22 protein-coding genes, 1 tRNA gene, 1 pseudogene and 1 riboswitch are annotated in these 24695 nt (G+C 65.2%); of the genes and pseudogenes, 15 read left to right on the top strand and 9 right to left on the bottom strand.

What is annotated here, in order from left to right:
- Window positions 1-10: 10 nt before the first annotated feature.
- From KVP70_RS06485 to KVP70_RS06470, 4 genes are read left to right on the top strand one after another with little or no spacing between them, the layout of a single operon-like run.
- Entirely contained in the window at window positions 11-832 is an 822-nt protein-coding gene (locus KVP70_RS06485; RefSeq protein ID WP_217941345.1) for an ABC transporter permease, read from the top strand.
- Window position 833: 1 nt separating this feature from the next.
- On the top strand, window positions 834-1625 hold the full coding sequence (locus KVP70_RS06480) for an ABC transporter ATP-binding protein (RefSeq protein ID WP_217941344.1): 792 nt from the start codon (window positions 834-836) through the stop codon (window positions 1623-1625).
- Between the two features lie 22 nt (window positions 1626-1647).
- Window positions 1648-3417 carry a sensor histidine kinase gene (locus KVP70_RS06475; protein ID WP_217941343.1) on the top strand — a complete coding sequence of 590 codons (1770 nt, stop codon included), beginning with the start codon at window positions 1648-1650 and terminating at the stop codon, window positions 3415-3417.
- Between the two features lies 1 nt (window position 3418).
- Entirely contained in the window at window positions 3419-4744 is a 1326-nt protein-coding gene (locus KVP70_RS06470; protein ID WP_217941342.1) for a sigma-54-dependent transcriptional regulator, read from the top strand.
- 55 nt (window positions 4745-4799) lie between these two features.
- On the opposite strand, the gene KVP70_RS06465 is transcribed toward KVP70_RS06470, so the two are convergent.
- Window positions 4800-5336: a c-type cytochrome gene (locus tag KVP70_RS06465; protein ID WP_217941341.1), complete on the bottom strand. Its 537-nt coding sequence runs from the start codon at window positions 5334-5336 to the stop codon at window positions 4800-4802.
- Window positions 5337-5540: 204 nt separating this feature from the next.
- On the opposite strand from KVP70_RS06465, the gene KVP70_RS06460 reads away from it, so the two are divergent.
- Window positions 5541-5616: transfer RNA gene (locus tag KVP70_RS06460), tRNA-Arg, on the top strand.
- Window positions 5617-5640: 24 nt separating this feature from the next.
- Here KVP70_RS06460 and KVP70_RS06455 read toward each other — a convergent pair.
- From KVP70_RS06455 to KVP70_RS06425, 7 genes and pseudogenes are all read right to left on the bottom strand, one after another.
- Complete coding sequence (locus KVP70_RS06455; protein ID WP_217941335.1) at window positions 5641-6771, bottom strand: tryptophan 7-halogenase; 1131 nt, start codon at window positions 6769-6771, stop codon at window positions 5641-5643.
- Complete coding sequence (locus tag KVP70_RS06450; protein ID WP_217941333.1) at window positions 6768-8936, bottom strand: LodA/GoxA family CTQ-dependent oxidase; 2169 nt, start codon at window positions 8934-8936, stop codon at window positions 6768-6770. Before KVP70_RS06450 ends, KVP70_RS06455 begins: the two co-directional genes overlap by 4 nt.
- Before the next feature lie 23 nt (window positions 8937-8959).
- Window positions 8960-9301, bottom strand: coding sequence for a hypothetical protein (locus KVP70_RS06445; RefSeq protein ID WP_217941328.1), 342 nt, complete (start codon window positions 9299-9301; stop codon window positions 8960-8962).
- Between the two features lie 30 nt (window positions 9302-9331).
- Window positions 9332-10948: a tyrosinase family protein gene (locus tag KVP70_RS06440; protein ID WP_217941327.1), complete on the bottom strand. Its 1617-nt coding sequence runs from the start codon at window positions 10946-10948 to the stop codon at window positions 9332-9334.
- A 30-nt stretch (window positions 10949-10978) separates the two neighbouring features.
- Window positions 10979-13000, bottom strand: a complete 2022-nt coding sequence (locus KVP70_RS06435; protein ID WP_217941325.1) for a multicopper oxidase family protein — start codon at window positions 12998-13000, stop codon at window positions 10979-10981.
- A gap of 76 nt (window positions 13001-13076) precedes the next feature.
- Window positions 13077-13268 (bottom strand): annotated as a pseudogene (locus KVP70_RS34165) (hypothetical protein); the annotation flags it as partial.
- Window positions 13269-13304: 36 nt separating this feature from the next.
- A complete protein-coding gene (locus KVP70_RS06425; RefSeq protein ID WP_217941323.1) occupies window positions 13305-15407 on the bottom strand; it encodes a hypothetical protein in 2103 nt (700 codons plus the stop codon).
- 408 nt (window positions 15408-15815) lie between these two features.
- On the opposite strand from KVP70_RS06425, the gene KVP70_RS06420 reads away from it, so the two are divergent.
- Both KVP70_RS06420 and KVP70_RS06415 read left to right on the top strand, forming a co-directional pair.
- On the top strand, window positions 15816-16103 hold the full coding sequence (locus KVP70_RS06420; RefSeq protein ID WP_217941322.1) for a helix-turn-helix domain-containing protein: 288 nt from the start codon (window positions 15816-15818) through the stop codon (window positions 16101-16103).
- Window positions 16100-17410 (top strand): type II toxin-antitoxin system HipA family toxin, encoded by a 1311-nt coding sequence (locus tag KVP70_RS06415; protein ID WP_217941321.1) that lies wholly within the window; start codon window positions 16100-16102, stop codon window positions 17408-17410. The genes KVP70_RS06420 and KVP70_RS06415 overlap by 4 nt, the downstream gene beginning before the upstream one ends.
- A 27-nt stretch (window positions 17411-17437) precedes the next feature.
- Here the strand turns inward: KVP70_RS06415 and cobA are convergent, their stop codons facing one another.
- The gene (gene cobA, locus KVP70_RS06410) at window positions 17438-18157 is read right to left on the bottom strand and encodes a uroporphyrinogen-III C-methyltransferase (protein WP_217941320.1); all 720 of its coding nucleotides are present in this window, start codon (window positions 18155-18157) and stop codon (window positions 17438-17440) included.
- Window positions 18158-18238: 81 nt separating this feature from the next.
- A riboswitch (cobalamin riboswitch) is annotated at window positions 18239-18430 on the top strand.
- A gap of 113 nt (window positions 18431-18543) precedes the next feature.
- On the opposite strand from cobA, the gene KVP70_RS06405 reads away from it, so the two are divergent.
- The 8 genes from KVP70_RS06405 to KVP70_RS06370 are packed head-to-tail and all read left to right on the top strand — an operon-like array spanning window position 18544 to window position 24694.
- Window positions 18544-19227, top strand: coding sequence for an energy-coupling factor ABC transporter permease (locus KVP70_RS06405; RefSeq protein WP_217941319.1), 684 nt, complete (start codon window positions 18544-18546; stop codon window positions 19225-19227).
- Window positions 19224-19553: an energy-coupling factor ABC transporter substrate-binding protein gene (locus KVP70_RS06400; RefSeq protein WP_217941318.1), complete on the top strand. Its 330-nt coding sequence runs from the start codon at window positions 19224-19226 to the stop codon at window positions 19551-19553. Before KVP70_RS06405 ends, KVP70_RS06400 begins: the two co-directional genes overlap by 4 nt.
- Window positions 19543-20277, top strand: coding sequence for a cobalt ECF transporter T component CbiQ (gene cbiQ / locus KVP70_RS06395; RefSeq protein ID WP_217941317.1), 735 nt, complete (start codon window positions 19543-19545; stop codon window positions 20275-20277). The genes KVP70_RS06400 and cbiQ overlap by 11 nt, the downstream gene beginning before the upstream one ends.
- On the top strand, window positions 20274-21131 hold the full coding sequence (locus KVP70_RS06390) for an energy-coupling factor ABC transporter ATP-binding protein (RefSeq protein ID WP_217941315.1): 858 nt from the start codon (window positions 20274-20276) through the stop codon (window positions 21129-21131). Before cbiQ ends, KVP70_RS06390 begins: the two co-directional genes overlap by 4 nt.
- Window positions 21128-21913 (top strand): precorrin-4 C(11)-methyltransferase, encoded by a 786-nt coding sequence (gene cobM / locus KVP70_RS06385; protein ID WP_217941314.1) that lies wholly within the window; start codon window positions 21128-21130, stop codon window positions 21911-21913. Before KVP70_RS06390 ends, cobM begins: the two co-directional genes overlap by 4 nt.
- Window positions 21910-22830, top strand: coding sequence for a sirohydrochlorin chelatase (locus KVP70_RS06380; protein ID WP_217941313.1), 921 nt, complete (start codon window positions 21910-21912; stop codon window positions 22828-22830). The genes cobM and KVP70_RS06380 overlap by 4 nt, the downstream gene beginning before the upstream one ends.
- On the top strand, window positions 22827-23504 hold the full coding sequence (locus tag KVP70_RS06375) for a precorrin-8X methylmutase (RefSeq protein ID WP_217941311.1): 678 nt from the start codon (window positions 22827-22829) through the stop codon (window positions 23502-23504). Before KVP70_RS06380 ends, KVP70_RS06375 begins: the two co-directional genes overlap by 4 nt.
- Complete coding sequence (locus KVP70_RS06370; RefSeq protein ID WP_217941309.1) at window positions 23501-24694, top strand: cobalt-precorrin-5B (C(1))-methyltransferase; 1194 nt, start codon at window positions 23501-23503, stop codon at window positions 24692-24694. Before KVP70_RS06375 ends, KVP70_RS06370 begins: the two co-directional genes overlap by 4 nt.
- Window position 24695 lies beyond the last annotated feature (1 nt).

The raw sequence follows: 24695 nt of genomic DNA, 5'->3' as shown, positions 1-24695 counted from the left end.
GAGACACATCATGAGCAAGCAAGACTGGCGGCAATCCGCCTCGGGCGCGGTCGTGCCCATCCTTATCGTCGCCCTGTGGCAAGCCAGCGCCATGCTGGGCTGGGTCAATCCGCAGGTGCTGCCGTCGCCGCTCGCGGTGGTGCACAAGTGGATCGAATACCTGCTGCCGTTGACGGCCTACGATCCGTCCGCGCAATCGTGGCTGGGCTGGGCGTTGTCCGGCGAGCTGCTGGGCGACACCTTCAGCAGCATGTACCGCGTGATCGTCGGCTTCGCCATCGGCGCCGGCCTGGCGCTGCCGCTGGGCCTGCTGATGGGATCGAGCCAGCGCATGTATGCGTGGTTCAATCCGCTGATGCAGGTGCTGCGGCCGATTCCGCCGATCGCCTACATTCCGCTGGCGATTCTGTGGTTCGGTCTGGGCAATGCACCGGCCGTGTTCCTGATCGCGCTGGGTGCCTTCTTCCCGGTGCTGGTCAACACCATCGCCGGCGTGCGCCAGGTGGACGGCATCTACATCCGCGCCGCCCGCAACCTCGGCGTCAGCCAGCGCACCATGTTTGTCCGCGTGATGCTGCCGGCCGCCGTGCCCTACATCCTGTCCGGCGTGCGGATCGGCATCGGCACCGCCTTCATCGTCGTGATCGTGTCGGAGATGATCGCCGTGAACAACGGCCTCGGCTTCCGCATCCTGGAAGCGCGCGAGTACTTCTGGTCCGACAAAATCATCGCCGGCATGATCAGCATCGGCCTGCTGGGCCTGATCATCGACGTCGGCATGAACAAACTGAACAATCATTTGCTGCGCTGGCACCGCGGCCTGGAGAACTGACATGACCCATATCGAAGTCCAAGCCGTCAACAAGGTCTTCAAGACCGACAGCCGCGAAGTGATCGCGCTCAAGGATATCAACCTGGAGATCCCGCAAGGCCAGTTCGTCTGCCTGCTGGGGCCTTCCGGCTGCGGCAAATCCACGCTGCTGAACGCGATCGCCGGCTTCTCGCTGCCGTCGTCCGGCGCCATCACCGCCGACCGCAAGCTGGTCACCGGCCCCGGCCCGGAACGCGGCATGGTGTTCCAGGAGTACGCACTGTTCCCCTGGATGACGGTGGAAAAGAACATCGCCTTCGGCCTGGAAATCAAGGGCATGCCGCAGGCGCAGATCACGGCCAAGGTCGACCAGCTGCTGGGCATGCTGTCGCTGGGCGACTTCAAGCACCGCTTCCCGAAAGACCTGTCGGGCGGCATGCGCCAGCGGGTCGCCATCGCCCGCGTGCTGGCGCTGGATTCGCCGATCATGCTGATGGACGAACCCTTCGGTGCACTCGACGCGCTGACCCGCCGCAACCTGCAGGACGAACTGCTGCGCATCTGGGCCGAGCTGAAGAAGACCATCATCTTCGTCACCCACAGCATCGAGGAAGCGATTTACCTGGCCGACCGCATCGTCGTGATGACCTACCGTCCCGGCACCGTCAAGCGCGACCTGATGGTGGAACTGCCGCGCCTGCGCGATCCGTCCTCCGCCGAGTTCAACGCGCTCAAACGCGAACTGGGCCAACTGGTGATGGAAGAGCAGCAGCGCCACCACAACGACGAGATGCGCATGGCGGCGGTGGACTGAGCAGGTGCAGTAGAATCAGCGTATGCGCGCTCAAAAAAACCTGCTACTGCTGTTCGCACTCGTGTGCGCGCTGGGCGTGATTGCCGGGTCCTTCCTGGCCGGCACTTGGCGCGCGCGCGAGGAACTGCGGCAGCAGGGCCAGCGCCAGCTGCAACTGATGGCGCCGGACCTGCAATCGCTGCTGCAAAAATATGAAACGCTGCCCTTTGTACTGGGCTTCCAGCCCGACCTGATCGAAGCGCTGGCCCATCCGTCCGATGCGTCGGCGATCACCCGCCTCAACAGCGCGCTGCAAACCATCCAGCAGCAAGCCAAGGTGGGCGCCATCTACGTGATGGACCGCGACGGCCTGACCATAGGCGCCAGCAACTGGGACCAGCCGCTGGGCTTCGTCGGCAAGAACTTTTCCTATCGCCCCTATTTCGACGCCGCGCTGCATGGCAGGGCAGGGCGCTTCTACGGCATCGGCACCAGCACCAGCGAGGCCGGCTACTTCATCGCGCAGCCGGTGTACCGCAACGGCACGGCCGGCGGCCCGGTCACCGGCGTGGTGGCGGTGAAGATCAGCCTGGCCGATTTCGAACGCACCTGGCGCAGCAGCGACGACGCCATCGTGCTGGCCGACAGCACCGGCGTCATCTTCCTCAGCAACCGCCCGGACTGGATCTACCGCAGCCTGCACGCGCTGGACGCGGACACCGAGCGCCAACTGGCGCGCACTCAGCAATACACCGGCCAGAAGATCACGCCGCTGAGCGGACATGCCGACCTGTTCGTCACGCAGGCGGTGGGCCAGCTGGGCTGGCAGCTGATGCTGTTTCCCGGCCAGTCGCGCGTGGTGCGCACCGGCGTGCAGTGGGCCGCTGCTGCGGCGCTGCTGCTGGCCTGCGCGGCGGTGTCGAGCTGGGCGCTGCACCAGCGCCGCCGCCGCCTGGAGGAGCGCATGGCCTCGGCCGCCGCGCTGCAACAGGCGGCCGACGAGCTGGACGACAAAATCGTCGAACGCACGCAGCAACTGCGCACCACCAATCAGCATCTGGAGAGCAAGTACGCCAAGCTGCAGGAGACCGAACACCTGCTGCGCTCCACGCAGAACGAGCTGGTTCAGGCGGGCAAGCTGGCGATGCTGGGCCAGATGGCGGCCGGCATCACCCATGAACTGAACCAGCCGCTGGCCGCGATCCGCGCCTTCGCCGACAACGCCCGCGTGTTCCTGGCGCGCGGGCAGGGCGAGCAGGTCGAGGGCAATCTCGGCCACATCAGCGAGGCCAGCGCGCGCATGGGCGCCATCATCGGCCAGCTGAAGGGCTTCGCGCGCAAGGATGAGACGGTGGCGTCGGTCGATCTGGCGGCCTCGGTGCGGGCCTCGGCGTTTTTGCTGGAGAGCGAGTTCCGCCGCCACGCCGTCGCGCTGGACATCGCCGCGGCCGACGGCCTGAAAGTGACCGGCAGCAGCGTGCGCATCGAACAGGTGCTGATCAACCTGCTGCGCAACGCGCTCGACGCGGTGGAGACGGCCGAGCGGCGCGAAGTGGCCATCCGCCTGGAGCGCGACGGCGCCTGCGCGCTGGTGAGCATCAGCGACAGCGGCGCCGGCATCCCGGATCAGGTGGTGGCGCATCTGTTCGAGCCGTTCTTCACCACCAAGCCGTCCGGCAAGGGATTGGGACTGGGGCTGGCGATCTCGTCGTCCATCGTGCAGGCCATGAACGGCCAGTTGACGGCGCATAATCAGGCAGGTGGCGGCGCGCGCTTCGAGTTGCGCCTGCCACTACAACAAGAGGGAGTATGACGTGCAGGCTATTTTGATCGAAGACGAAGCCGCGCTGCGCCTGGCCACCAGCCAGACGCTGGAGCTGGGCGGCTTCAGCGTTCAGGCCTGCGCCAGCGCCGAGGAAGCGTTGGCGCTGCTGCGCGCCGATTATCCCGGCGTGGTCGTCACCGACGTGCGCCTGCCGGGCCGCTCCGGCCTGGAGCTGCTGGCGCAGGCCGCCGCGCTGGATGCGGAATTGCCGGTCATCGTCGTCACCGGCCATGGCGACGTCGAGATGGCGGTGGCCGCGATGCGCAGCGGCGCCTACGACTTCATCGAGAAACCGTTCGCGGCCGAGCGCCTGCTGGAAGCGGTGCGCCGCGCCCAGGAACGCCGCCGGTTGGTGCTGGAAAACCGCCAGCTGCGCAGCGCCCGCGCCCAGCATCCGGACGTGCCCGACCTGGTCGGCCGCTCGGCCGCCATCGAGCAGTTGAAGGTCCTGATCCGCAATATCGCCCCGGCCGGCGTGGACGTGCTGATCAACGGTCAGACCGGCACCGGCAAGGAGGTCGCCGCGCGCCTGTTGCACGCCGCCAGCGGCCGCAAGGGCAACTTCGTCGCCATCAACTGCGGCGCGCTGCCGGAGTCGGTGTTTGAAAGCGAGATCTTCGGCCACGAGGCGGGCGCCTTCACCGGCGCGCAAAAGCGCCGCATCGGCAAGCTGGAGTACGCGCAGGGCGGCACCGTCTTCCTCGACGAGATCGAAAGCATGCCGATGGCCTTGCAGGTCAAGCTGCTGCGCGTGTTGCAGGAGCGGCGGCTGGAACGGCTGGGCGCCAACGAGACCGTCGCGCTCGATTGCACCATTGTCGCCGCCACCAAACTTGATCTATTACAGTTGAGCGCCCAGGGCCTGTTCCGCGAGGACTTGTACTACCGCATCGGCGTGGTCAGCATCGACCTGCCGCGCCTGCGCGACCGGCGCGACGACATCCCGCTGCTGCTGGCCCATTTCGCCGCCGACGCGGCCGTCCGCTACCATCGCCCGATGCCGGACTGGAGCGCGCAGCAGATGGCGCAATGGCAGGCGGCGGACTGGCCGGGCAATGTGCGCGAGCTGCGCAACTTCGCCGAGCGGCTGGTGCTGGGCATCGCCGCCGCGGCGGCGCCTGTGCTGGAGCCTGCGGCCGACGGCGTGGCCGTGTCGCTGCCGCAGCAGGTCGACCATCACGAGCGTGAGCTGATCGTGCAGGCGCTGTCGGCGGTCGACGGCAACGTCGGCCTGGCGGCGGACAACCTGATGGTGCCGCGCAAAACCCTGTACGACAAGCTGAAGAAATACCAGATCGTCACCGGCCGCAAATGATACGGGCGTAAAAAAAACCGGCCGCTTGGGGCCGGTTCTTCTGGTGAGGCGGGGCTTACTTGGCTGGCGTGGCCGCTGCCGGCGCCGGCACTTCAGGCTCCTTGAACTTGGCGCCGCCTTTGTTGGCCATGTAGACCACGGCGCGCGCCACTTCCACGTCGTCCAGATCCGGGTTGCCGCCTTTGGCTGGCATGGCGCGCAGGCCTTCGACGGCGTGCTTGAGCACGGTATCGTAACCTTGGGCGATACGCGCGCTCCAGGCGCTGGCGTCGCCAAATTTCGGCGCACCGGCGGCGCCGGTGCCGTGGCAGGCTGCGCAGGTCGAGGTGTAGATGGCTTCGCCGGTCTGCAGCACTTTCGGTGCGCTGGAATCTTTCAGCGTAAAGCCGGCGTCGGCGACGGGGGCGATGCGGGTAGCGATTTCTTCTGGGGCCTGGCTGTTGGAGCCGGTGCCGGTCAATTTGTCTGCGGTCACGTACTGCACCAGCAGGATGATGCCAATTACTGTGACTCCAAAGAAGCCGACAACAGCAGCAACGAGCTGCTTGGGCGTTCTGATGGCGGATTCGTGTTCGTTATGTGCGTCGCTCATGATTTCCTTAACAGACTAATTTCGAAGCCGGGTGGCGTGAGAAGAAATGTATCAACCAGCTGCCTTGCAAAACCTTCACCAAACGGGCGATTATAGACTCAAAAATGCCTGCATGGAAACGCTAAGATGCTCAAAACGACACTTTCCATGGACGGCCCTCGATAAAAACGGTATCCTACGGCACACTTCAGAAATTCCCCCAGCGCGGCTGTAGCTCAGTGGATAGAGTATTGGCCTCCGAAGCCAAGGGTCGTGGGTTCGATCCCCGCCAGCCGCACCACAATTCCCCAATAAATTCAATACCTTAGAGTGAGCTGAGTTGCATCATCGGCTGATCAAGCGAATTTTGCTGCAACCGGCGCCAGAATGGCGCGTTTGGCCAGCGCTGTTCCCAGTTGTAGTAGGTGTTGCGCATAACGAGGTAGCGTCGATAGTCCTCGGCGATACCGTTCGCGCAGGCCGCGCTGGCACGCTCATGGATCGTCTGCGCCGCAGTGATCCCATTACTGATCGCCTTGACGATGCCCTGGGAGGTGATGGGATCGTAAGCGCAGGCGGCGTCGCCGATGGCTATCCAGTCGGCCCCGTGCAACCGGTCAAGGCGGTAGGACGGCGCTGGAAAACTGAGCACTTCCATGGCCAACGGCGCGCTGTCGCCTGCCAGCCTGGCGGTGTTGGGCGCCGCCGCAAGCGCACTCAGCCAGCGCTCCGGGTGCTGCAAGCGCAAAGCCTTGACGGTGGCCGCATCGCTGTAAAAAGTCAGCAGCAGGCTGGCGTCGGGCAGGTGGGCGGCATACCACCAGCCATGCTCTACCGCTTCCAGATGCGTCAGTCCGGATTGGGGAAAATCCGCCGGCGGTGCAAAGCGCATCGCCAGGCACACCAGCGGCAGCGTGTCGAGCTTGCGACTGCCGCGCTGGCGCGCAAACACTGCGCGCGCGCCGCTGGCATCCACGACAAAGTCGGCGTGGACAGTGCTCTGCTGATGATCGGTTTCCAGCTGGAGGTAGAAGCCGCCGCTGCCGGCTGGCGCGGAGGATGCCAAGGTGGTGAGCATGCGCAGCTCCGCCCCCGCTTGCTGCGCCTGCGCCGCCAGCAGGCGGTTGAAGCGTGCGCGGTCAAGATGCCAGCCATGCCCTAGCGGATCCATCAACGCATCGTTGTAGCCGCGCTGCGCGCTACCCCAGTAGGAACAGCTGCCATGGCAGGGCGCGTGCCCTTGTTCCAGGAAAGCCGGGGCCAGCCCCAGCTCGTGCAACAAGGGATTGGCCGACGGCGGCAGGCTCTCGCCGATGCGGAATTGCGTGTAGTCGCCGGCCTCGATCAGCAACACCGCCTGCATGCCTTGACGCGCCAAGGTCAACGCGCAGACGCTTCCGGCCGGCCCGCCGCCAACGACGGCGACCCGGTAGCGCGGCGTCGGCGATGCCGTCACGGTTTGGACGGCGAACCAGGCGGTGGATAGACGGCGTCGATTGCGGTGTTGCGCCAGGACTCGGCCAAATTGCTGTCGTCGCTTGTGAACAGGCTGGCCACCTCCAGGTACAGGTCCTTGTTTTCCGGCGGCGTGGGCATCGGGGAGATGGCGGTAATTTGAACAACCACGCCGATCTTGTCCCAGTCCTGCAGGAACTGCGCACGCTGCTGGTAGCGGCCGACATGCAGCGCTGGCCGGTCGATTTTATTCTGCGGGTCCGGCACCCTGGGCACGTCGGCACGGGTACCGGGCCCGCGCACCGAGAAGCGGGGCGCTGACAGTCGCCCGCCGTTGGCCACCAGATCGTCGTAGGTGTAGACCGCGACCGGACGCTGCGCCGGCCAGGAGGAGTACAGCAGCGTGTTGGGCCGGATGGTATCCGGGTCGGTGACCACCGCGGTGGCTTCGGCGATGGCCTGCTCCGTGTCATACAGGACGCCGCCAGGATTCGGCGCCGGCATGTGGGTGGCGCAGGAGTTATAGTCGGTATGCCACGGCAGCGCCATGAATTTGGACAGGTCGCCGGGTTGCACCGGCGTGTCGCGCAAGGGGGTGTAGCCGATGCCGAGCAAAGGCTGCTGCGCGACGGCGTCGCGATAGTTCAGGCGTTGCCGGTTGATGCGGAACGGGCCGCCGCTGTCGTGCCGCTGCCAGCCCCGTTGGTACAAGTTCGTATCGCGCACGATAAAGCTCATCTCGATGCCGGGACTGAAACGTCCACCCAGGCAGTTGAACAGCACGCTCTTGTCCAGCGCCTCGCCGGCCGCCAGCACTGGCGCCGGTTCGCCGCCGGTGGCGTACAAGTCATGCGCCCACTGGCCCATGAAGAAGTATTGTGCCGGGGTCAGCGACAGCAGGCTCTGGTTGGCGTCACCCAGCGACAGCGGCATCATGGGCGCGGCCGTGGCGGGCTCATGGTCCTGGCCGGGTGGACGCAGGAAGTTCATGATCTTGAATCCGTTGCGCTGGTCAGCCTTCATGTCGGCGAACAGGTCGTGTCCTTTGATGGCCCTGGATGGCAGGAAGGTGGTCCATTTTTGCAGCGCGGCGGCGCGCAGCACAGGCAGCACCTCGGCGTCGAAGTCGGTGCGATAGCTGGACTGATAACGCTGGTCGGCGTAAACCGTCGGCCGTAGCGCCAGCTGCTCCAGCCAGGTGCAGTACAGCTCGTCCCACAAGGTGACCACGTTGGGCGTTTGCGGCGCATAGGCCGGATCGGTGGCGATAACCCAGGCGCCGCCCTCGACCTCGCGCGCGCTGCCGTCGGCAAACAGCAGAATGGCGCTGACCGGGCCATCGGACACATCGTCGAACCAGTTGTTGTTGTTGACGTCGCCATCGAGCGCCGCGCTGGGCACGTGCTTGCCCAGGGCGTCGAACGCGCAGGCCTTGCCATAACCGCCCAGCACCACCAACCGGCCCGTGCTCTCCGTGCTGAGCGCCCCCAGCGAGCGGATCACGCTGCCGGGGCCGGCGCTGCCGGGCAGCGCCGCGTCGCCGGGCAGCGGGAAGGACAGCGGATAGTTCGGTGCGGCGCAGATGGCGGCGCTGGCGGCGTCGCCGTAGCAGGGCGTGGTCCCGGCGTCGAACTGGATCGCATGTTGCGCGCTGCCCAGCAGTGCGCGCGGCCCGGCATCGATGACGAGCTTGCTCAGGCGCGACGCATTGTCGAGGGCGCCGAAATCCGGATTGCGCAGCGCGGGCAATTGGCCGTCGACGAAAGGCTGGACGCCGTTGCCGCCTTGCCAGCTGTTGGCCTTCTTGTTCGCCAGATGCACGGTCCAGATGATGTCCGCGACCACCTTGCCGTCCACCACGCTGCCGGGCTGCACTTCGCTGGCCGGGCCGGCCGGCCACGTTTCCGCGCCGTCGGCGCTGTCGAAGGCATACTGGTCAATGCGGAAGCGCGCCGCCTGCCGCTTCAGCCTGCCGCAGCTGTCGCGCAGCTCGGTGCTGAGTATGGTGTCGCGTTCGGTGCCCGGCCTGATCGGCAGGCCGCCGGTCGTGTCCTGGCCGGGCTGGCGCATGCCGGCCATGCTTTCCGGGCCCAGGTAGTATTCCTCGCTGCTGCCGACGCGGGCAATGCCGATGGCCGGATGTATCCTGAGACCTGTGTACGCCATCTTGTTCTCCTGTGAGCTACGTCTTATGGCAGCATGCCGTCCCGAACCCATTGGTCGAAAATATCGATCGCCTGCTGCGGCATGCGGCCGTCCGGCGGCATCGGGTGCGGTGCGGATGCCACCCAGTCCTCGGCGCCGCCGCCTTGCTTGCGCAGCCGCTGCGCGGGGGGAACCCGCCACTTGCCGTCGCTGTCGCGGTCGTAGCCGTGGATGGCGACCTGTATCGCGTAATGGAATTGCTTGACGCTGGCGTAATCGTTCAGATACAGGATCTTCAGACCCGCGCCATTGGGCGCAGTGATCGGTGGGGCCTGGTTCTGCATGTCGTTCGCGTATTTGAAGAACAAGACCAGTACGTCACGCATGAAACTCTTCGGTTCGCTCATAGTGCGCCCTCAATGTTGATGTGGTACTGGTGCGCAGCCGTTGGCGGAAATCACGGGGAGCTCGAAATCCGCCTTGCTGATTTGTCCCGCGCCGCGCTCGTTGGTGGTGACGGCCGCCGTCAGATGCCAGGCGGCGCCGTGATGGGTTGGCACCAGGCTGTTGATGATGCCGTTGACCTCTATGGCAATGCAGAGTGCGCCTCCATGGCCGTGGCCGGACAAGCCCCAGTGGCTGGTGCTGCTGACCAGATATCGGTCGCGGAAAGTCTTGTCGGCGATCCTGGGCTGGCCGGGATGCAGGTAGACGTCGGCCTGGAAGCTGTAGTCGGGTGCGTCCGCTTTGCGCTGCAGGCGCAGGTAGCGCTTGGTGGTCCCGGTGGCGGTGGGGATGGCGTATTTGCTGCCGACCGTGATGCTGGGTTGGCCGACCGGGCCGTCGGCGGCGTCGTCGCTCAACAGTGCCGCAAACAGGCTCTTTTGATTGTCGCCGAAGACGAAGCCGGCGCCCTGGTGCGCATCGATCAGCCGCTGGATCGCATTCCTGCGGATGAACTCGCCACCGTAAGGCGGCTGATAGCCATAGCCTTGCTTGATGGTGTCGAAGTAAAGATCGGCTTGTCCCATGTGCGGCGTGTAGCTGTCGGCGGCTGGCAGCGTGCCCGCACTGCCGGCGCTCCATCCGATCGGCTTGGGCAGCTTGTTATCCTGCTGCGCGCGCATTTGGGCGCTGCGGCCGTCGCCGGTGATGCCGGCGTCGCCATGTTCGTCCAGCCACTTTTCCAGGCTGTAATCGAGGAAATTGTGGAAGGCGTAAAACAGGGGATCCATGCCGGCGGTGGCGTTGTCGGCCATATTGCCGCCGATGTAGAACGCATGCATGTGGTTGTGAATGCGGGTTTCCAGCGCGCCGCCGCCGTTGCTGCCGTATTCGTCACCGCCAAATTCCGGCCAGTCCATGTAATAGATCTGGTAGGCCAGCAGATACGGCGAGGCGGTCGCCATCGCGCTCGGCAGCCTTGCGCGTATGCGGGTGGCGTCGAACAGCGGCGAGTCTGGATCTTCGAAGGCTTGCGGATAGCGCACGCCGCTGGGCTTGCGGGTGAAGTTCCAGTACGGCAGTGCGACGTCACGGGTGCTGGGGCCGCGTTGGCCGTCGGGGTCTGAGGCTCGCAGTGCCTGCTCGAAGTAGTACAGCTGGGCACGGTGCCATTGCAGGAAGGTGTTCTTCTGGTGCTCGCACTCGCCTGGATGCTCGGGGTGAAAGCGGGTATCGATTCCTGGACCGAAGTCGAGGAAGCCTCTGACATCGCAGCTGTTGCGATTCGGGTTGGCCAGCACCTGCTGCAGATCTTGCGCGGACAGCGGCGCCGCACGCGTCTGGTTGACCTGCACCGCCGGACAGTCATGTACCCAGGATTGCCACAGGTAGCCGCTGCGGTCGTAAACATTGAGCTGGCTTTTGCTCTTCAGCTCGGCCACGGCGTGCTTGAAGGCTTCCAGCTCGGCAGGCGTCAGGTCGTCGATGCTCTTCCGGTAGTGCACCGGGCGCACGTCGTCCTGCGCCCCCGCGGAGAACGGACCGGCCAACAGCAGGCCGGCCAGCAAAGTCAGGAGGATAGGGTTCATGCGTAGCGCTCCGGCAAGGGGGAGGGGAGATTAGTGGTGCTGGTGGGCGTCGCCCGCAGCTCCGCCCCGTCCGTCCGGCAGCACGACTTTGACGTTCTGCATCATGCCCTGGTCTTCGTGCTCCAGGATATGGCAGTGAAGTACGTACTCGCCAATGTAGCGCTCGTAGCGGGTGGCGATTTCAATCTTGTGCTTCGGCAGTACCAGCAGGGTGTCCTTCCAGGTGCCGACCATGTTCTGATAGTGGGGCGCGACCGCTTCGCCCGCCGTATTGGTAATGCTGATGATCTGGAATGGATTGACGTGAATGTGGAACGGATGTCCGCCCCGCTTGGACTGCAGCACCCACATCTGATCGGTGCCCAGCACCACCTTGTGGTCTATGCGGCCGGGATGGTAGACGTCTTCCAGCGAAGGTTGCGGCCGGTCTGCCGGCTCGACCAGGAAGCGGGTGATGTCTTTGCCACTGGCCTCGTCCTTGATGCCTGCGATGTTGAAGGTCACATATTCCTTGGGCGAGCTGCGCAAGCGGGCCACGTCCTCCGCGGTGAAGTCCGGATGCGGCGCAAACCTGCTGAGTTTGAATTGCTTCAGGTCCGCCGCTATGTCATGCCTGAGATTGGGCGGCAGTTTTGCCGGGACAATGGCGTTGAGCGCACCCTGTAATTGCGATAGCAGGAATTCCTCAGGCGACTGCGCTGGCGCCGCCGCTGGCGAAGAAGGGGTTGCGCGGATCACACCGATCAAGCGGGTGTTGGCAACGGCTCCCTTGTCCGCAGTCTCGGGATGGGCAGGATTGAGGTTGGTCTCGCCATCGAACACGCAGTATGCGCCGGTTGCCGGCAGTGAAAACAAGATATCGCTGCGATAGCCGGGCATGAGGAAATTGACTTGCTTGCGGATGATTTTTTCATGCGTCAGCCCGTCGGCGGCGACTTCGAACTGGGGGACGTCTTCACCGTCGCACAATGCCATCACCTGTTCATCCTGGTTGGGCTTGCTGATCGCCTCCAGCAGTTTGGCCGGGTCCTTGGCGCGGCGGATGTGGAAGGCGATCGACGCCTGGAAGCCGGTGTCGACCACGCGCCAGCGGTGCAGCTGGCGGGCAGCCAGCTCCAGAATGGGCTGGACCTTGCCGTTGACGGAGGTGTAGCGTCCCGATGTGCTCCAGGCGTCGGGCGGTTCGACCTGTCCGAACCCCTCCATCCCGGCGGTCTCGCCGCTCGCGCAAGGCCTGGTTGCGTCGCCATTGTCGTTGACGCAGCCGTAGGGGATCTGCTGCAGCAGCAGCACTTCCGCGGCGCTGCCCCGGCGCGGCTGAAATTTTTTCAGCAGGATGTCGAGGTCGCCGTTCGCCTTGGCGGTGGGATAGCGCGCGCCTTCCACCACCAACGCGCCGGCCATGCCGCTGGCGACCTGCATTGCGGTCGAGCCGTGCGTGTGCGGGTGATACCAGAAGGTGCCGGCAGGATGATCGGAAGGGATGTTGTACTCGTAGTCGAAGTTGACGTTGGGATGGATGGCGAGCAGGACGTTATCGCTGTTGCCGGACGGCGAAACCCACAAGCCATGGGAATGCAGATTGGTGACGTTGAAGCAGCCCTTGTGGCTGGGCAAATTGATATCCGTGCTGGCGCATTTTTTTGGATCCTGCTCCGGCAATTGGTTGTACAGCCGAAAGCGGACGGTTTGCCCTGGCCGCATCACCACCGTGGGGGCGAGGAAGGATGAGGACGTCGGATCTTCGGCGTTCCATCCCTTGTCGGTGCGTTGCTGGTAGGCGCGCAGGCTGACCTTGTCGTAGTCGCCGGTGGTCGGATTGTAAATCGTGCCGTCGGCGTAGCGAATGAACAGATCGTAGGCTTTTTCCAGGCCTCCCGGCTTGGCGGACACGCGGGTGGGCGCGGGGAGGCTTTCCAGCAGCTGGGCCGGCGGATTCACCAGGCGTAGCTTGGTGGCCGCAGTGAGGACGGGGGCGGCATGGTCGGTCTGCACGGCCTGCGTGCTTGTGGCAAGGACCGCGAGGCATAACAGCGCCGGCTTGGAAAACATGCGAGATTTCATGGAGGTTCCTGTCGTTTGAACGCTAAGGATTATTTTTGTATTTACATTTTTTTAATATCAAAAATTATCCATTGAGCAAGCCCCTCCAAATCTCTCCCTTTCTCACCTGTTGTTTTTTGTGGACTTTATGGAATCGCGTCAGGGCCAGCATCAGCAGGATGTGCGCTTCTTGCGGGTTCAGCGTGTCGGACACGACGAAGTCCAGTTCATCGTCGTTGGCTTCGCCGTCGCGGGCCACGATGCCCTGGAGTAAGCGCCTTCTTTGCGGCGTCTGGACCGGCGGAGCAGGTGCTTAGTGGGTGGTTTGCAGGCGAACGACGACGGTCCGATCGATATCGAGATTTTCGTTTGCGACGCCGTAGGCGCTGTCGGCGCCCTGCGCCGACAGCGCATTCACCAGGATCAGGCCGGGCGCGGCGTTCTCCAGCGTTTTGGCGGCAGCGGCTGCCCGTGCGGCTGACAGCATGCGGTTGCCGCTGTCTTTCGTGCCGGCTGCCGGACAGCCATCGATCTTGACCGCATCCCGAATCTGATTGACATAGGTGCAGCGGGGAGCGACCCTGGCGCCGCAGTTTGACGCTGCGGCGGCGGGCGGTGAGGCAAGGCCGGTAATCGACGCGTTGAAGCGGCCGCCGGTGCTTTCAGCATGGAGGGCCGCGGCAGCGGCCAACAGTTTCAGTTCGGTGTCGATCGTCTGGCTGCTGCAGGCATTGCTGGCGAAGGATTTGCTGGGGGCGAAAGTCACCACGTAATCGCGCCCGTCGCGCACGCATGCTGTGTTGTGGGCGGCAAAATAGCCGCTGGCGCAGAACGACGCGCCAGCGTCCGGCATGGCGGCAGTGCCGCCGCCGCTGCCGCCGCCAGCCGGGTACGGGGCCACATTGATCACCGGCGCGACGGTATTGGTGGGATTGAAGGTATTGCTGTTGTTGATGTTGAAGTTGGCGTTCAGCGTCGCCGAAGCCTGGCTGACGGCATACGCGGCGGCGGATACGTTGATGTTGTTGGCTATCGCCACCTGCAGGTCGTTGCCTGCCACACCGGTCTGGCTGACAAGCAAGGCCGGTGCGCTGCGTGCGGCGTCATCGATGACCTTGGCACTGGCGGCGTCCGCAATCCGCGTTACGGCGGCTTCATCGACTTGCTCTAGTGTGGGGAAGATAATTTCTGGCGGCGGGATTTTCCCATCCTTGTCTTTTTCGGGCACGCGCGCGCCGGCCTTGACCCTTGTTTCCATCTTTTCGACCAGCAGCATCTGGCGTGCGGCCCACTCGTTGGCAAGGGAAACGTGCAGCGCGACGGGCGGTGCTGGTGGCGGTTTTTGCCCGTCCACCATCGCTGCATAGGATGCGCTAAAGCTGCCGAACAATTCATGGGCCCCGTGAGCCGGTCCTGCCGCATCGTACTCCGCCAGCTTGTCTTTGATGATGGTTTTGTTCGCTGCATCGTCCTTGATGTCTGTGATGAACAGCGTGTCGACGATCTCGGTCAGCATGGAGAATTGCGTGCCTTGCTGCAGATTGCTGCAGGCAGCGCGCCGCATCTCCCGCATGAATTGCTGCAGGTATTCCGGGCTATCCGATCCGGTTTTTTTCAGCCGTTCCTGGTAAATGCCTTCGATCTTTAGCTTGGCCTTGTTGACGCTGTTCTGGATATCGGGACCGAAAGCCATGTAGCTGACGCTGATGACGCCGTAGCCTTGCTGATCCAGTTTGTTGATGATGGCGTCGGCTGGCCGCAACGCGCTGTGCAGCATGTCGAGACTGCGCCGGGCGACATGGACGATAACCTGGTTGCGCAGTGTGTCGCTGATGACGAGCCGGTAGTCGCCGGACAGAAGGCGGTCAAACTGGTCAAGGGTGGCGCGGAAGTTGGTATCCCAGGCGGCCAGCTCGATGGCCATTTGCTGGCTGAACAGCTGACGGTCCTTATACAGCGTCTGCCGTAGCACGTTGATGCTAGTGCGCAGATCAGCGAGCTTTTGGCGGATCGCTGCCGGATCGATTTGATTCACTGCGACTGCTACGGCAACCAGACGCTTTTGCTCTGGGCTTTGCAGGCTCTTTTCCAGTGCATCTTTTTTCTGATTGACCAGGTCTCTCAACTCATTCAGTTGCGTGACGACCGTCTCAAACTCGACTAGCTGCGCTTTCCTGCGCAGCTCGGCCACGCCGGGTGAGAACTCGTAGTCATACTTGGTCTGGATTTGCGCAAATGCGCACAAGGGCAGTAATTCGTAGTGTTTCTTGCTTTTATTTAGCCATACATCACAGTCGCCGAAGTTGCCAAGATGCGCGGTGAGTATATTGCTGGGAGCTGCCTTCGGCAGGGGGTCTTCTTGCACTTGTCGGCATTGTTCCGACACGTCGACCCGTTGACCAATCGATTTGGACATCTGGGCTGCACAACCGCTGAGCAAACCGATCCCAACTATGACGATCATAGTAAAAGCACGTCTACGCATGATTTTTCTCCCTAGTGTTTTGTCATCCTAATGGAGAAAATTATAGAAATTATCACCAAATATCACTTCGATAACAAAAACGCCTGGAAAGTGGAGTGAAAAATTGTACTCAAGACCATCTTTGCGGATGTCGGGGAGCTCAGCCTCACTTGCCAGCATAATTCACTTTCCAGGTAGATGCCTCGCCATGCGGTAGAGCAGTCAACCTCCCTCTGTTAAGATAACTCTTATGTTTAAACGTAAGATAATCGCTAATAGTCACGTTTTTATATAAGTCACCAGCATCAAAATTTATGTTTTAATGTAAGATTGAGGCCATAAATTATTTGGAAGAATAAAATGTCTGTCTTCGAGCAATTGCAGCGACGCCGGCGCCAACAGGGGAAAACGCTGCAGAGCCTTGCCAGTTTGACGGCGATGAGCGTGCCGCAGGTCAGCAACGTACTTGCTGGAAAAGTAGATTCCCGGCTTGGCACGATCGAGGCGTTGGCCGATGCCATGGATGCAAGCCTGGTCCTGATTCCCAAGCATCTACTGCCTGAAGTCGCACGCCTTTTGTCCGGGAAATCGATCGGGCCAGACGATGTCCCCTCAACGGTCGACCGACTCCTGGCGGGCTTAAATTGAGCAGCGCACTGATACCTCGATATCTGGAAGTGTGGCTTCACGGTCAGCACGTGGGCTGGCTCTGCGAGGCAGGGCGATCAACGCGCTTTCTCGCAACAGAGCAATACCTGGCCGATACGCAGCGAGCCACGTTATCGCTTTCCATGACGCTGCCTGGAGTCGAGAAGGTGACGCAGGAAACGCTGAAGAACCACTTTGACCCAGCGGTGTACCGCGAGCGCGGTGAGTTGCCCCCCTTCTTCGCAGGCCTATTGCCAGAAGGGGCACTCCGTCGCAGGCTTGCCGCAACGCGCAAGAACGACCGCGACATGGATGACTTCGGCATTCTGGCTGCCGCCGGTGAAGACTTGCCTGGTGCGGTGACCGTGGTGCCAGCCAATCTCGACAATCTGACCGCATCAGCGCGTGCATATGGCGTCACCGGCGGGGCCGACAATCTCGAAATCAGCGTGCCCGAGCAGGCCGCTGAAGGCGCCGCATCGCTATCGGGCGTGCAGGATAAGCTGGCACTGTCTCATGCCAAGGACGGCAAACGATATTGCATGCCGGTCAAAGGCAAGCTGTCGGATCTCATCGCGAAGCTGCCGTTGGCTGGTGACGATACGCAGGTGATGAATGAGTACGCTTGCATGCAGTTGGCAGGCCTGGCCGGGGTCAATGTGGCGCAGTGCCGGCCTGCTCCCATGAGCACGATGGATGGCTACCCGGAATTGGTCTCCGCCTTGGGCGCCGGTACACGCTTCCTGGCAGTAGACAGGTTCGACCGCGGTCCCGGCAGTGCGGTACATATGGAGGACGCTTGCCAGCTACTGACCCTCATGCCAAGCCAGAAGTATGCCGGCGCGAAGGAATTCATCAAGCTGATTCAAGTGCTGGACCGCCTCGGCACGCGCGGAATTGAAGATGTCCGCCAGTTCTTTGTCAGGCAGACCGTCAACACGCTGATCGGGAACTCAGACGCCCACCTGAAGAACTTCAGTGTGCTCTACCACAATGGCAAGCGCCCGGAACTTTCACCCGCTTACGATATCGTCTGCGTGGCGGCACTGCCGGGGTTCCGGGGATTCGGCACCAACGTCGCCATCGACAAATTGCAGCGACACGAAACCTTGGCCACCTATGCCGCGATTGCCAGGCAGGCGGGTATTTCGGAACGCATTGCCAGAGCCGCCGTCATTCAAACGGTTGCGCGTGCCCAAGACCTGTGGCCCAAGGCTCTGCAGGAGATGGAGGTGCCGGATGCCGTGCGCATCGAGATAGCGGGCCGCCTTGCTACGCTGCCACTCGCGCGTGGTGCGAAGTCCTGAGCAAGACCCGCGTAGAGCCGGCAGCCTTCAAGTTGGCTGGTGCAAACGCTGGCGCAACGCTTCGCCGATCATCACCAGCACCGGGCCGTGCGCCGCTTCCAGTCCGCCGGCCAGGTCCGACAGCGTCAGGCGCGCAATCCGCTGGTCGGCGCGGCTGCAGTTTTCTATCACGACCACCGGCAGGTCCGGCCGGCGGCCTTCGGCCAGCAGGCGGGTGGCGGTGGCGATCGCTTCGCGCCCGCCCATGTATTGCACCAGCGTGTCGGTGGCCGGCAGCGCCGGGTGCTGCGGTTCGTCGGGCGCGGTGCTGGAGGTGAAGAAGGCCACGCTGCGGGCCACGCCGCGCCGCGTCAGCGGCTGCTTGGTGGCCGCCGCAGCGGCCAGCGCGGTGGTAACGCCGGGCACGACTTCGACCTCGATGCCCTCGGCCTCCAGCGCGCGCAATTCCTCGTCGGCGCGACCGAACAGCATCGGGTCGCCGCCCTTGAGCCGCACCACCGTCCGGTGGCGCTGCGCCGATTCGACCAGCTGCTGGTTGATCAGCGTCTGCGCGGTCGAGCGCTGGCCGGAGCGCTTGCCGACCGAGATCAGCTGCGCCTGCGGACACAAGGCCAGCATCTCCGGCGTGACCAGCGCGTCGTACAGCACCACGTCGGCTTGCGCCAGCAAGCGCGCGCCGCGCACCGTAATCAGGTCGGCCGCGCCCGGCCCCGCGCCGATCAAATAAACTTTTCCCTGCACTGTCATGGCATTTCCTTGAAGACGTTCCAGCGCGCATGATACCGCTTGCGCGCGATTTGGTTTCGCTTGGCACGCGTCGGCGAGCTGGTGTAATATGCAACATTGGGTGCGCCAGATCCGTACGGAGATGGCGTTAAACGGGAAACCGGTGCAATTCCGGTGTAGCCCCCGCTGCTGTAAGCCAGACGAGTCCGTCAACACGTCACTGCCGTAACACGCGGGAAGACACGGACAAGGATGAAGGCGAGCCAGAATACCGGCCCAAAAAATCCAGCACCATTCCCCGGGGTAAAGGGAAGCCGCTGTCGACCGGCTTTCCGCTTGCCTGCTGTCGACCGTCTTTTCCTGCTCCCGCCTGGTGTCCATATAGTCCATTCGACGGGAGAATTCGAATGCATATCATGGAAGGCTTTTTGCCGCCGGCGCACGCGCTCGGCTGGGCAGCCGTTTCCTTACCTTTCCTGGCCTGGGGCTTGCGCGTCATCGGCCGCGACTTGCAGGCGCATCCCGAGCGGCGCATGCTGCTGGGCGTGGCTGCGGCGTTCGCGTTCCTGCTGTCCGCGCTCAAGCTGCCGTCGGTGACAGGCAGCTGTTCGCATCCGACCGGCGTCGGGCTGGGCGCGGCGCTGTTCGGCCCGACCGCGATGGTGCCGGTGGGCTTTGTGGTGCTGCTGTTCCAGGCGCTGCTGATGGCGCATGGCGGCCTGACCACGCTGGGCGCCAATGTGTTCTCGATGGCGATCGTCGGGCCGTTCGTGTCCTACGGCGTGCTGCGCGCCGTCGCGGCGCTGGGCCTGTCGCGTTCCGTGGCGGTGTTCCTGGCCGCCAGCCTGGGCGACCTGGCGACCTACCTGACCACCTCGGCGCAGCTGGCGCTGGCGTTTCCGGCGGCGGTGGGCGGCTTCGGCGCGTCCTTCCTCAAATTTGCCGGCATCTTCGCGCTGACGCAGGTGCCGATCGCCATCAGCGAAGGCTTGCTGACGGTGCTGGTGGTGAACGCCATGGTGCGCTTCAATGCCCACGAGCTGCGTGCGCTGCCGGTGATGACGCTGGGCGCGCGCAAGGAAGGCGCATGAAGGCGCGCACCTTTCTGTTGTGGCTGGCGCTGGTGTTGCTGACGGTGCTGCCGCTGTGGCTGGCGAGCGCGCCGCCGGCGGCGCCCGGCGCCGAGGCGCCCGCGATCTTTGCCGGCGCCGACGACCGCGCGCAGCGGGCCATCGGCGACATCGCGCCCGGCTACAAGCCGTGGTTCGCGCCGGTGCTGGCGCCGGCCAGCCCGGAAATCGCCTCGCTGCTGTTCGCGTTGCAAGCGGCCATCGGCGCCGGCGTGATCGGCTTCTGGCTCGGCACGTCCGTGGCCCGCGAACGCGCGCGCTCACCCCAGGACCGCCGTGCTGATTGAGGCGTCGGCGTACGCCAGCCGCTGGCGCGACGTGGCGCCATCCGCCAAGGCGCTGTTTGCGCTGGCCGGCCTGCTCGCCGCCTGGCTGGCGCGCGGCCCGGCCGCGCTGGCGGCACTGGCGTCGCTGCTGATGCTGGCGGCGCTGCTCGGCGCCCGCGTGAACCCGCGCGCCTATCTGCGGGTCGCGCTGCCGCCGCTGGGCTTCCTGCTGCTGTCCTGCCTGACCATGCTGGTTGGGCCGGACGCCGACGGCCGCTGGCGCCTCACCACGGCCATGCTGCCGACCATCGAGCATACCGCGCTGCGCTCGCTGGCCATGCTGGCCGCGCTGCTCGGCCTGGTGCTGACGACGCCGCTGCCGGACCTGCTCAACCTGCTGCGGCGCCTGCGCACGCCGGAATTGCTGCTCGACCTGATGGTGCTGTGCTACCGCATGCTGTTCGTCATGCGCCAGGCGTGGGACGAAGGCATCACCGCGCAAAGCGCGCGCCTCGGCTATCGCAACTGGCGCCAGGCATGGCGCTCCACCGGACTGCTGGCCGGCCAGATGGCGGTGCAGGTGTGGCAACGCGCCGCCGCGCTGCAGATGGCCGCCGACGCGCGCGCCTGCCAGGGCGCGCTGCGCTTCCTGCCGGCCTGCTACCCGCAAGCCCGGCGCCAACAAGCCTGGGCCGCGCTGGCCGGCGCGCTGATGCTGGCGATCGCGCTGGGGGAGCAGCTGTGAGCGCGCCGCAACTTGAACTGCAGGCGGTCGATCACGTCTACCCGGACGGCAGCGCCGGCCTGCGCGACTGCACGCTGGCGCTGCAACGCGGCCGCCGCTATGCGCTGCTGGGCGCCAACGGCGCCGGCAAGACCACGGTGCTGCAGCACCTGAACGGCTTGCTGCGTCCCACGGCGGGCGTGCTGCGTCACGACGGCCAGCCCTACGACTACAGCCGCCACGGACTGACCGCGCTGCGCAGCCGTGTCGGCCTGGTGTTCCAGAACCCGGACCGCCAGCTGTTCTCGGCGCTGGTCGAAGAAGACGTCTCCTTCGGCCCCCTGAACCTCGGCCTGCCGCCGGACCAGGTGCGCGCCCGCGTCGCCGCGGCGCTCGACGCCGTCGGCCTGCGCGGCCATGCGCGCCGCGCCGTGCACCAACTGAGCTTCGGCCAGAAGAAGCGCGTCTGCATCGCCGGCGTGCTGGCGATGGAGCCGCAGGTGCTGCTGCTGGACGAACCCATGGCCGGCCTCGACGCCCCCATGCAAACCGAATTGGCAGCACTGCTGGACCGCCTCGCCGCGCGCGGCGTGACCGTGCTGCTGTCGACCCACGACATCGACTTCGCGCTGCGCTGGGCCGACGACATCCATGTGATGGCGGCCGGCCGCTGCATCGCCTCCGGCCCCGCGCCGCAACTGGCCGCGCGCACCGACGTGCTGCACGCCGCCGGCCAGCGGCCGCCGGCCGCGCTGGCGCTGCACGCGGAACTGGTGGCCCTCGGCGTGCTGCCGGACGGCCCCGCCCCGCGCAGCGTCGACGCGCTGCTCGACACGCTGCGCGCGCTACAACCCTCAGGAGCAAGCACCGCATGACATCCCTCGGAAAAATCTGGTTCGTGGGCGCCGGCCCCGGCGACCCGGAACTCATCACCATCAAAGGCCAGAAGCTGCTGGCGCAGGCCGGCGCCGTGCTGTTCGCCGGTTCGCTGGTCGACCGCGCCGTGACGCTGTACGCGCCGCCCGGCTGCGCCATCCGCGACTCCAAGGACATGACGCTGGAAGAGATGACCGCATGGCTGATCGAGCAGGCGCGCAGCCACGCGACGGTGGTGCGCCTGCAGACCGGCGATCCGGCGCTGTACGGCGCGCTGATCGAACTGGCGCGCCCGTTGAGCGAGGCCGGCATCGAATGGTCGGTGGTGCCTGGCGTCTCCTCCGCCATGGCCTCGATGGCGGCGGCTGGCGAATCCATGACGCTGCCGGAGGTGACGCAAACCGTGATCCTCACCCGCGTCGAAGGCCGCACGCCGATGCCCGACGGCGAGGATCTGGCCAGCCTGGCCGCGCACCGCAGCACGATCTGCATCTTCCTGTCGATCACCTTGATGCACAAGGTGGAAACCGCGCTGCGCGCCGCCGGCTGGCCCGAGGACTCGCCGATGCTGGTGGTGCACAAGGCCAGCTGGCCGGGCGAGGAAAAAATCGTCCGCGGCACGCTGGCCGACATCAAGCAGCGATGCCGGCAGGCCGGTATCGCCAGCCAGGCGATGATCGTCGCCAGCCCCACGCTGGGCGCGCTGCACTGGGAAACCCTGGCGCGCTCCAAGTTGTATGACCCAACCTTTACCCATCGTTTCAGAAAGGCGAGCGCATGAACCCAGTATCCAATGAGACGATCCTGATTGTCGGCCACGGCTCCCGCGAGGACTCCGGGAATCAAGAGATTCGTGACTTCACGGAGCAGTGGCGCGCGCGCCGTCCGGACTGGCGCATCGAGTTGTGCTTCATCGAATTCGCGCCGCCTGAGATGAACGCCGCCTTGCTGAGCGCCGCGCGCGGTTCGCGCCGGGTGATGGTGGTGCCGCTGATCCTGAACGCGGCCGGCCACGTCAAGATGGAGATACCGGAAGCGATCGAGCAGGCGCGCGCCGTATGCCCGCAGACCGAAATCCTGCTGGCGCCGCACCTGACGGCGTGCGATCCCATCCTGGCGATCCTGAAGCGCGGCCTGCGCAAGGCCATGAACGCGCTGGACATGCCCGATCCGACCACCACCGGCGTGGTGGTGCTGGGCCGCGGCTCGTCGGACCGCGGCGCCAATGGCGAGATGGCCAAGATGGCGCGCTGGCTGCTGGAAGAGGGCGATCATGAACTGGTGGACCTGGCCTTCACCGGCATCACCTGGCCGCGCCTGGAGAAGGTGGTGCAGCGCCAGGTGCTGCTGGGCGTGCGCCAGGTCGTGGTGCTGCCGTACTACCTGTACACCGGCACGCTGATGCAGCGCATACATCGCCAGGTGGAGCATTTGCGCGGGCAGTATCCGCAGCTGCGCTTTGCCTGCGGCGAGCATTTCGGCTTCGAGGCCGAGATTTTCGAGTTGATGGATCAGCGCGTGACCGACCTGCGCGCCGGCGTGCCGGACAGCCGCCTGCCTTGTGACGGCTGCACTTACCGCATCATCGCCCATGACCTGGGCCACGGCCATTCGCACGCGCACACGCACGACCACGCCGCCGCGCCGGCGCACGACCACGCACACGACCACGCCCACCACGAGGGCCAGCCAGCATGAGCAGCGTGAACACCGTCACCGAGCAGCTGACGCGCGCCGGCCAGGTCATTGAGCACGACAGCTTCGCCATCATCGACGCCGAGGTGGGACCGCACGACTACACCGAAGCCCAATGGCCGATCGTGCGCCGCATGATCCACGCCAACGCCGACTTCGACTTCAACGGCCAGACCGACTTCCATCCGGACGCGGTGGAAGCCGGCATCGGCGCCATGCTGGCCGGCGGCACGCCGGTGGTGGCCGATGTGGAGATGATCTGCTCCGGCCTGTCGCAGCCGCGCCTGGGCCACTTCGGCATGAAGACCCACCAGTTCATCAGCGACGCCGACGTCATCGAGACCGCCAAGGCCGAAGACACCACGCGCGCCGTGCAAGCGATGCGCAAGGCGCACCGGCTTGGATTGCTGGACCGGGCCATCATCGGCATCGGCAACGCGCCGACCGCGCTGATTGAGTTGGTGCGCCTGATCCGCGAGGAAGGCGTGCGCCCGGCGCTGGTGGTCGGCATGCCGGTCGGTTTCGTCTCCGCCGCCGAATCCAAGGACCTGATGGCCGGCCTGGATGACGTGCCGTGGATCGTCATCCGCGGCCGCAAGGGCGGCTCGACCTTGGTGGTGGCGGCGCTGCACGCGCTGCTGTCGCTGGCGGAAGCCCGTCAAAAGGCCCGGCCATGAAGGAAAAAGCGGCTGCCGAACGCGGCACCCGTACCGGCTTCACCACCGGCGCCTGCGCCGCCGCCGCCGCCCGCGCGGCGGTGCTGGGCCTCGCCCATGGACAGGTGCCGGCGGAAGTCGAAAGCCTGCTGCCCAACGGCAGCCGGGTGCGCTTCACCATCCACGACGGCCGCTGCGAGGCGGACCGCGCGCACGCCATGGTCGTCAAATTCGCCGGCGACGATCCGGATTGCACCGACGGCGCCCACATGACGGTCGACCTGCGCCGGCTGCCCGGCCAGGCCGGCGTGGTCTCCTACGTGGCGGGCGACGGCGTCGGCACGGTGACCATGAAAGGCCTGGGCCTGGAAGTGGGCGGGCCGGCCATCAACCCGGTCCCGCGCCGTAACATCGCCGACAACCTGCGCGAAGCCGCGCCCGCGCTGCTGGCCGAAGACGGCATCGAAGTGACCATCAGCGTGCCGGACGGCCAGGTGATGGCGAAGAAGACCACCAACGCCCGCCTCGGCGTCCTTGGCGGCATCAGCATTCTCGGCACCACCGGCATCGTCAAGCCGTATTCGACGGCCGCCTGGCGCGCCAGCGTGGTGCAGGGCGTGCAGGTGGCCGCCACCGCCGGCTACGACATGGTGGCGCTGACCACGGGCGGGCGCAGCGAAACGTTCGCGATGACCGCCCTGCGGGCCGAGCGCCCGGAACTGCCGTCGGCCTGCTTCGTGCAGATGGGCGACTTCCTGCGCTACGCGCTCGACGAGGCGGTCGCGCAAGGCATCGGCCTGGTGGTGCTGGCGCTGATGGTCGGCAAGCTGACCAAGATCGCGCAGGGCGAAACCATCACCCACGCCAACCGCAGCGAAGTCGACACCGACCTGGTGGCCGACATCGCCCGCCGCATCGGCGCCACGCCCGAGGACTGCGCCGCCATGGCCGCCGCCGAAACCGCGCGCTTCGGCGCCGAGCTGATGGTCGAACGCGGCCTCGGCGACGCCTTCCACGCCGCGCTGGCGCAGGCGGCCATCGACACCCTGACCGCGCCCGAGCGCTACGGCCGCGCCTTCCAGCTGCGCGTGCTGGTGTGCGACTTCAGCGGCGTGCAAGTGGCCGACGTCTGGTCGGCCCCCGCCGAGCCGAATGAACGCCCGTCCAGCGCCGGCCGCACCGGCATCGACCACCTACCGGAAGAATCCTGAC

This window comes from Duganella violaceipulchra, from assembly GCF_019166075.1.
GTDB classification, from domain to species: domain Bacteria; phylum Pseudomonadota; class Gammaproteobacteria; order Burkholderiales; family Burkholderiaceae_D; genus Rugamonas; species Rugamonas violaceipulchra.
Note: the sequence above shows the minus strand (reverse complement) of the source record. Positions and strands in the feature narration are given on the sequence as shown.

Bases quoted from the DNA above. Each gene is read 5' to 3' on its own strand.
- KVP70_RS06405 (WP_217941319.1), top strand. From the start codon at position 18,544: ATGCATATCATGGAAGGCTTTTTGCCGCCGGCGCACGCGCTCGGCTGG.
- KVP70_RS06480 (WP_217941344.1), top strand. From the start codon at position 834: ATGACCCATATCGAAGTCCAAGCCGTCAACAAGGTCTTCAAGACCGAC.
- cobM (WP_217941314.1), top strand. From the start codon at position 21,128: ATGACATCCCTCGGAAAAATCTGGTTCGTGGGCGCCGGCCCCGGCGAC.
- KVP70_RS06485 (WP_217941345.1), top strand. From the start codon at position 11: ATGAGCAAGCAAGACTGGCGGCAATCCGCCTCGGGCGCGGTCGTGCCC.
- KVP70_RS06445 (WP_217941328.1), bottom strand. From the start codon at position 9,301: ATGCGTGACGTACTGGTCTTGTTCTTCAAATACGCGAACGACATGCAG.
- KVP70_RS06440 (WP_217941327.1), bottom strand. From the start codon at position 10,948: ATGAACCCTATCCTCCTGACTTTGCTGGCCGGCCTGCTGTTGGCCGGT.
- KVP70_RS06425 (WP_217941323.1), bottom strand. From the start codon at position 15,407: ATGTCCAAATCGATTGGTCAACGGGTCGACGTGTCGGAACAATGCCGA.
- KVP70_RS06475 (WP_217941343.1), top strand. From the start codon at position 1,648: ATGCGCGCTCAAAAAAACCTGCTACTGCTGTTCGCACTCGTGTGCGCG.
- KVP70_RS06465 (WP_217941341.1), bottom strand. From the start codon at position 5,336: ATGAGCGACGCACATAACGAACACGAATCCGCCATCAGAACGCCCAAG.
- KVP70_RS06450 (WP_217941333.1), bottom strand. From the start codon at position 8,936: ATGGCGTACACAGGTCTCAGGATACATCCGGCCATCGGCATTGCCCGC.
- KVP70_RS06370 (WP_217941309.1), top strand. From the start codon at position 23,501: ATGAAGGAAAAAGCGGCTGCCGAACGCGGCACCCGTACCGGCTTCACC.
- cobA (WP_217941320.1), bottom strand. From the start codon at position 18,157: ATGACAGTGCAGGGAAAAGTTTATTTGATCGGCGCGGGGCCGGGCGCG.
- KVP70_RS06375 (WP_217941311.1), top strand. From the start codon at position 22,827: ATGAGCAGCGTGAACACCGTCACCGAGCAGCTGACGCGCGCCGGCCAG.
- KVP70_RS06435 (WP_217941325.1), bottom strand. From the start codon at position 13,000: ATGTTTTCCAAGCCGGCGCTGTTATGCCTCGCGGTCCTTGCCACAAGC.
- KVP70_RS06400 (WP_217941318.1), top strand. From the start codon at position 19,224: ATGAAGGCGCGCACCTTTCTGTTGTGGCTGGCGCTGGTGTTGCTGACG.
- KVP70_RS06420 (WP_217941322.1), top strand. From the start codon at position 15,816: ATGTCTGTCTTCGAGCAATTGCAGCGACGCCGGCGCCAACAGGGGAAA.
- KVP70_RS06380 (WP_217941313.1), top strand. From the start codon at position 21,910: ATGAACCCAGTATCCAATGAGACGATCCTGATTGTCGGCCACGGCTCC.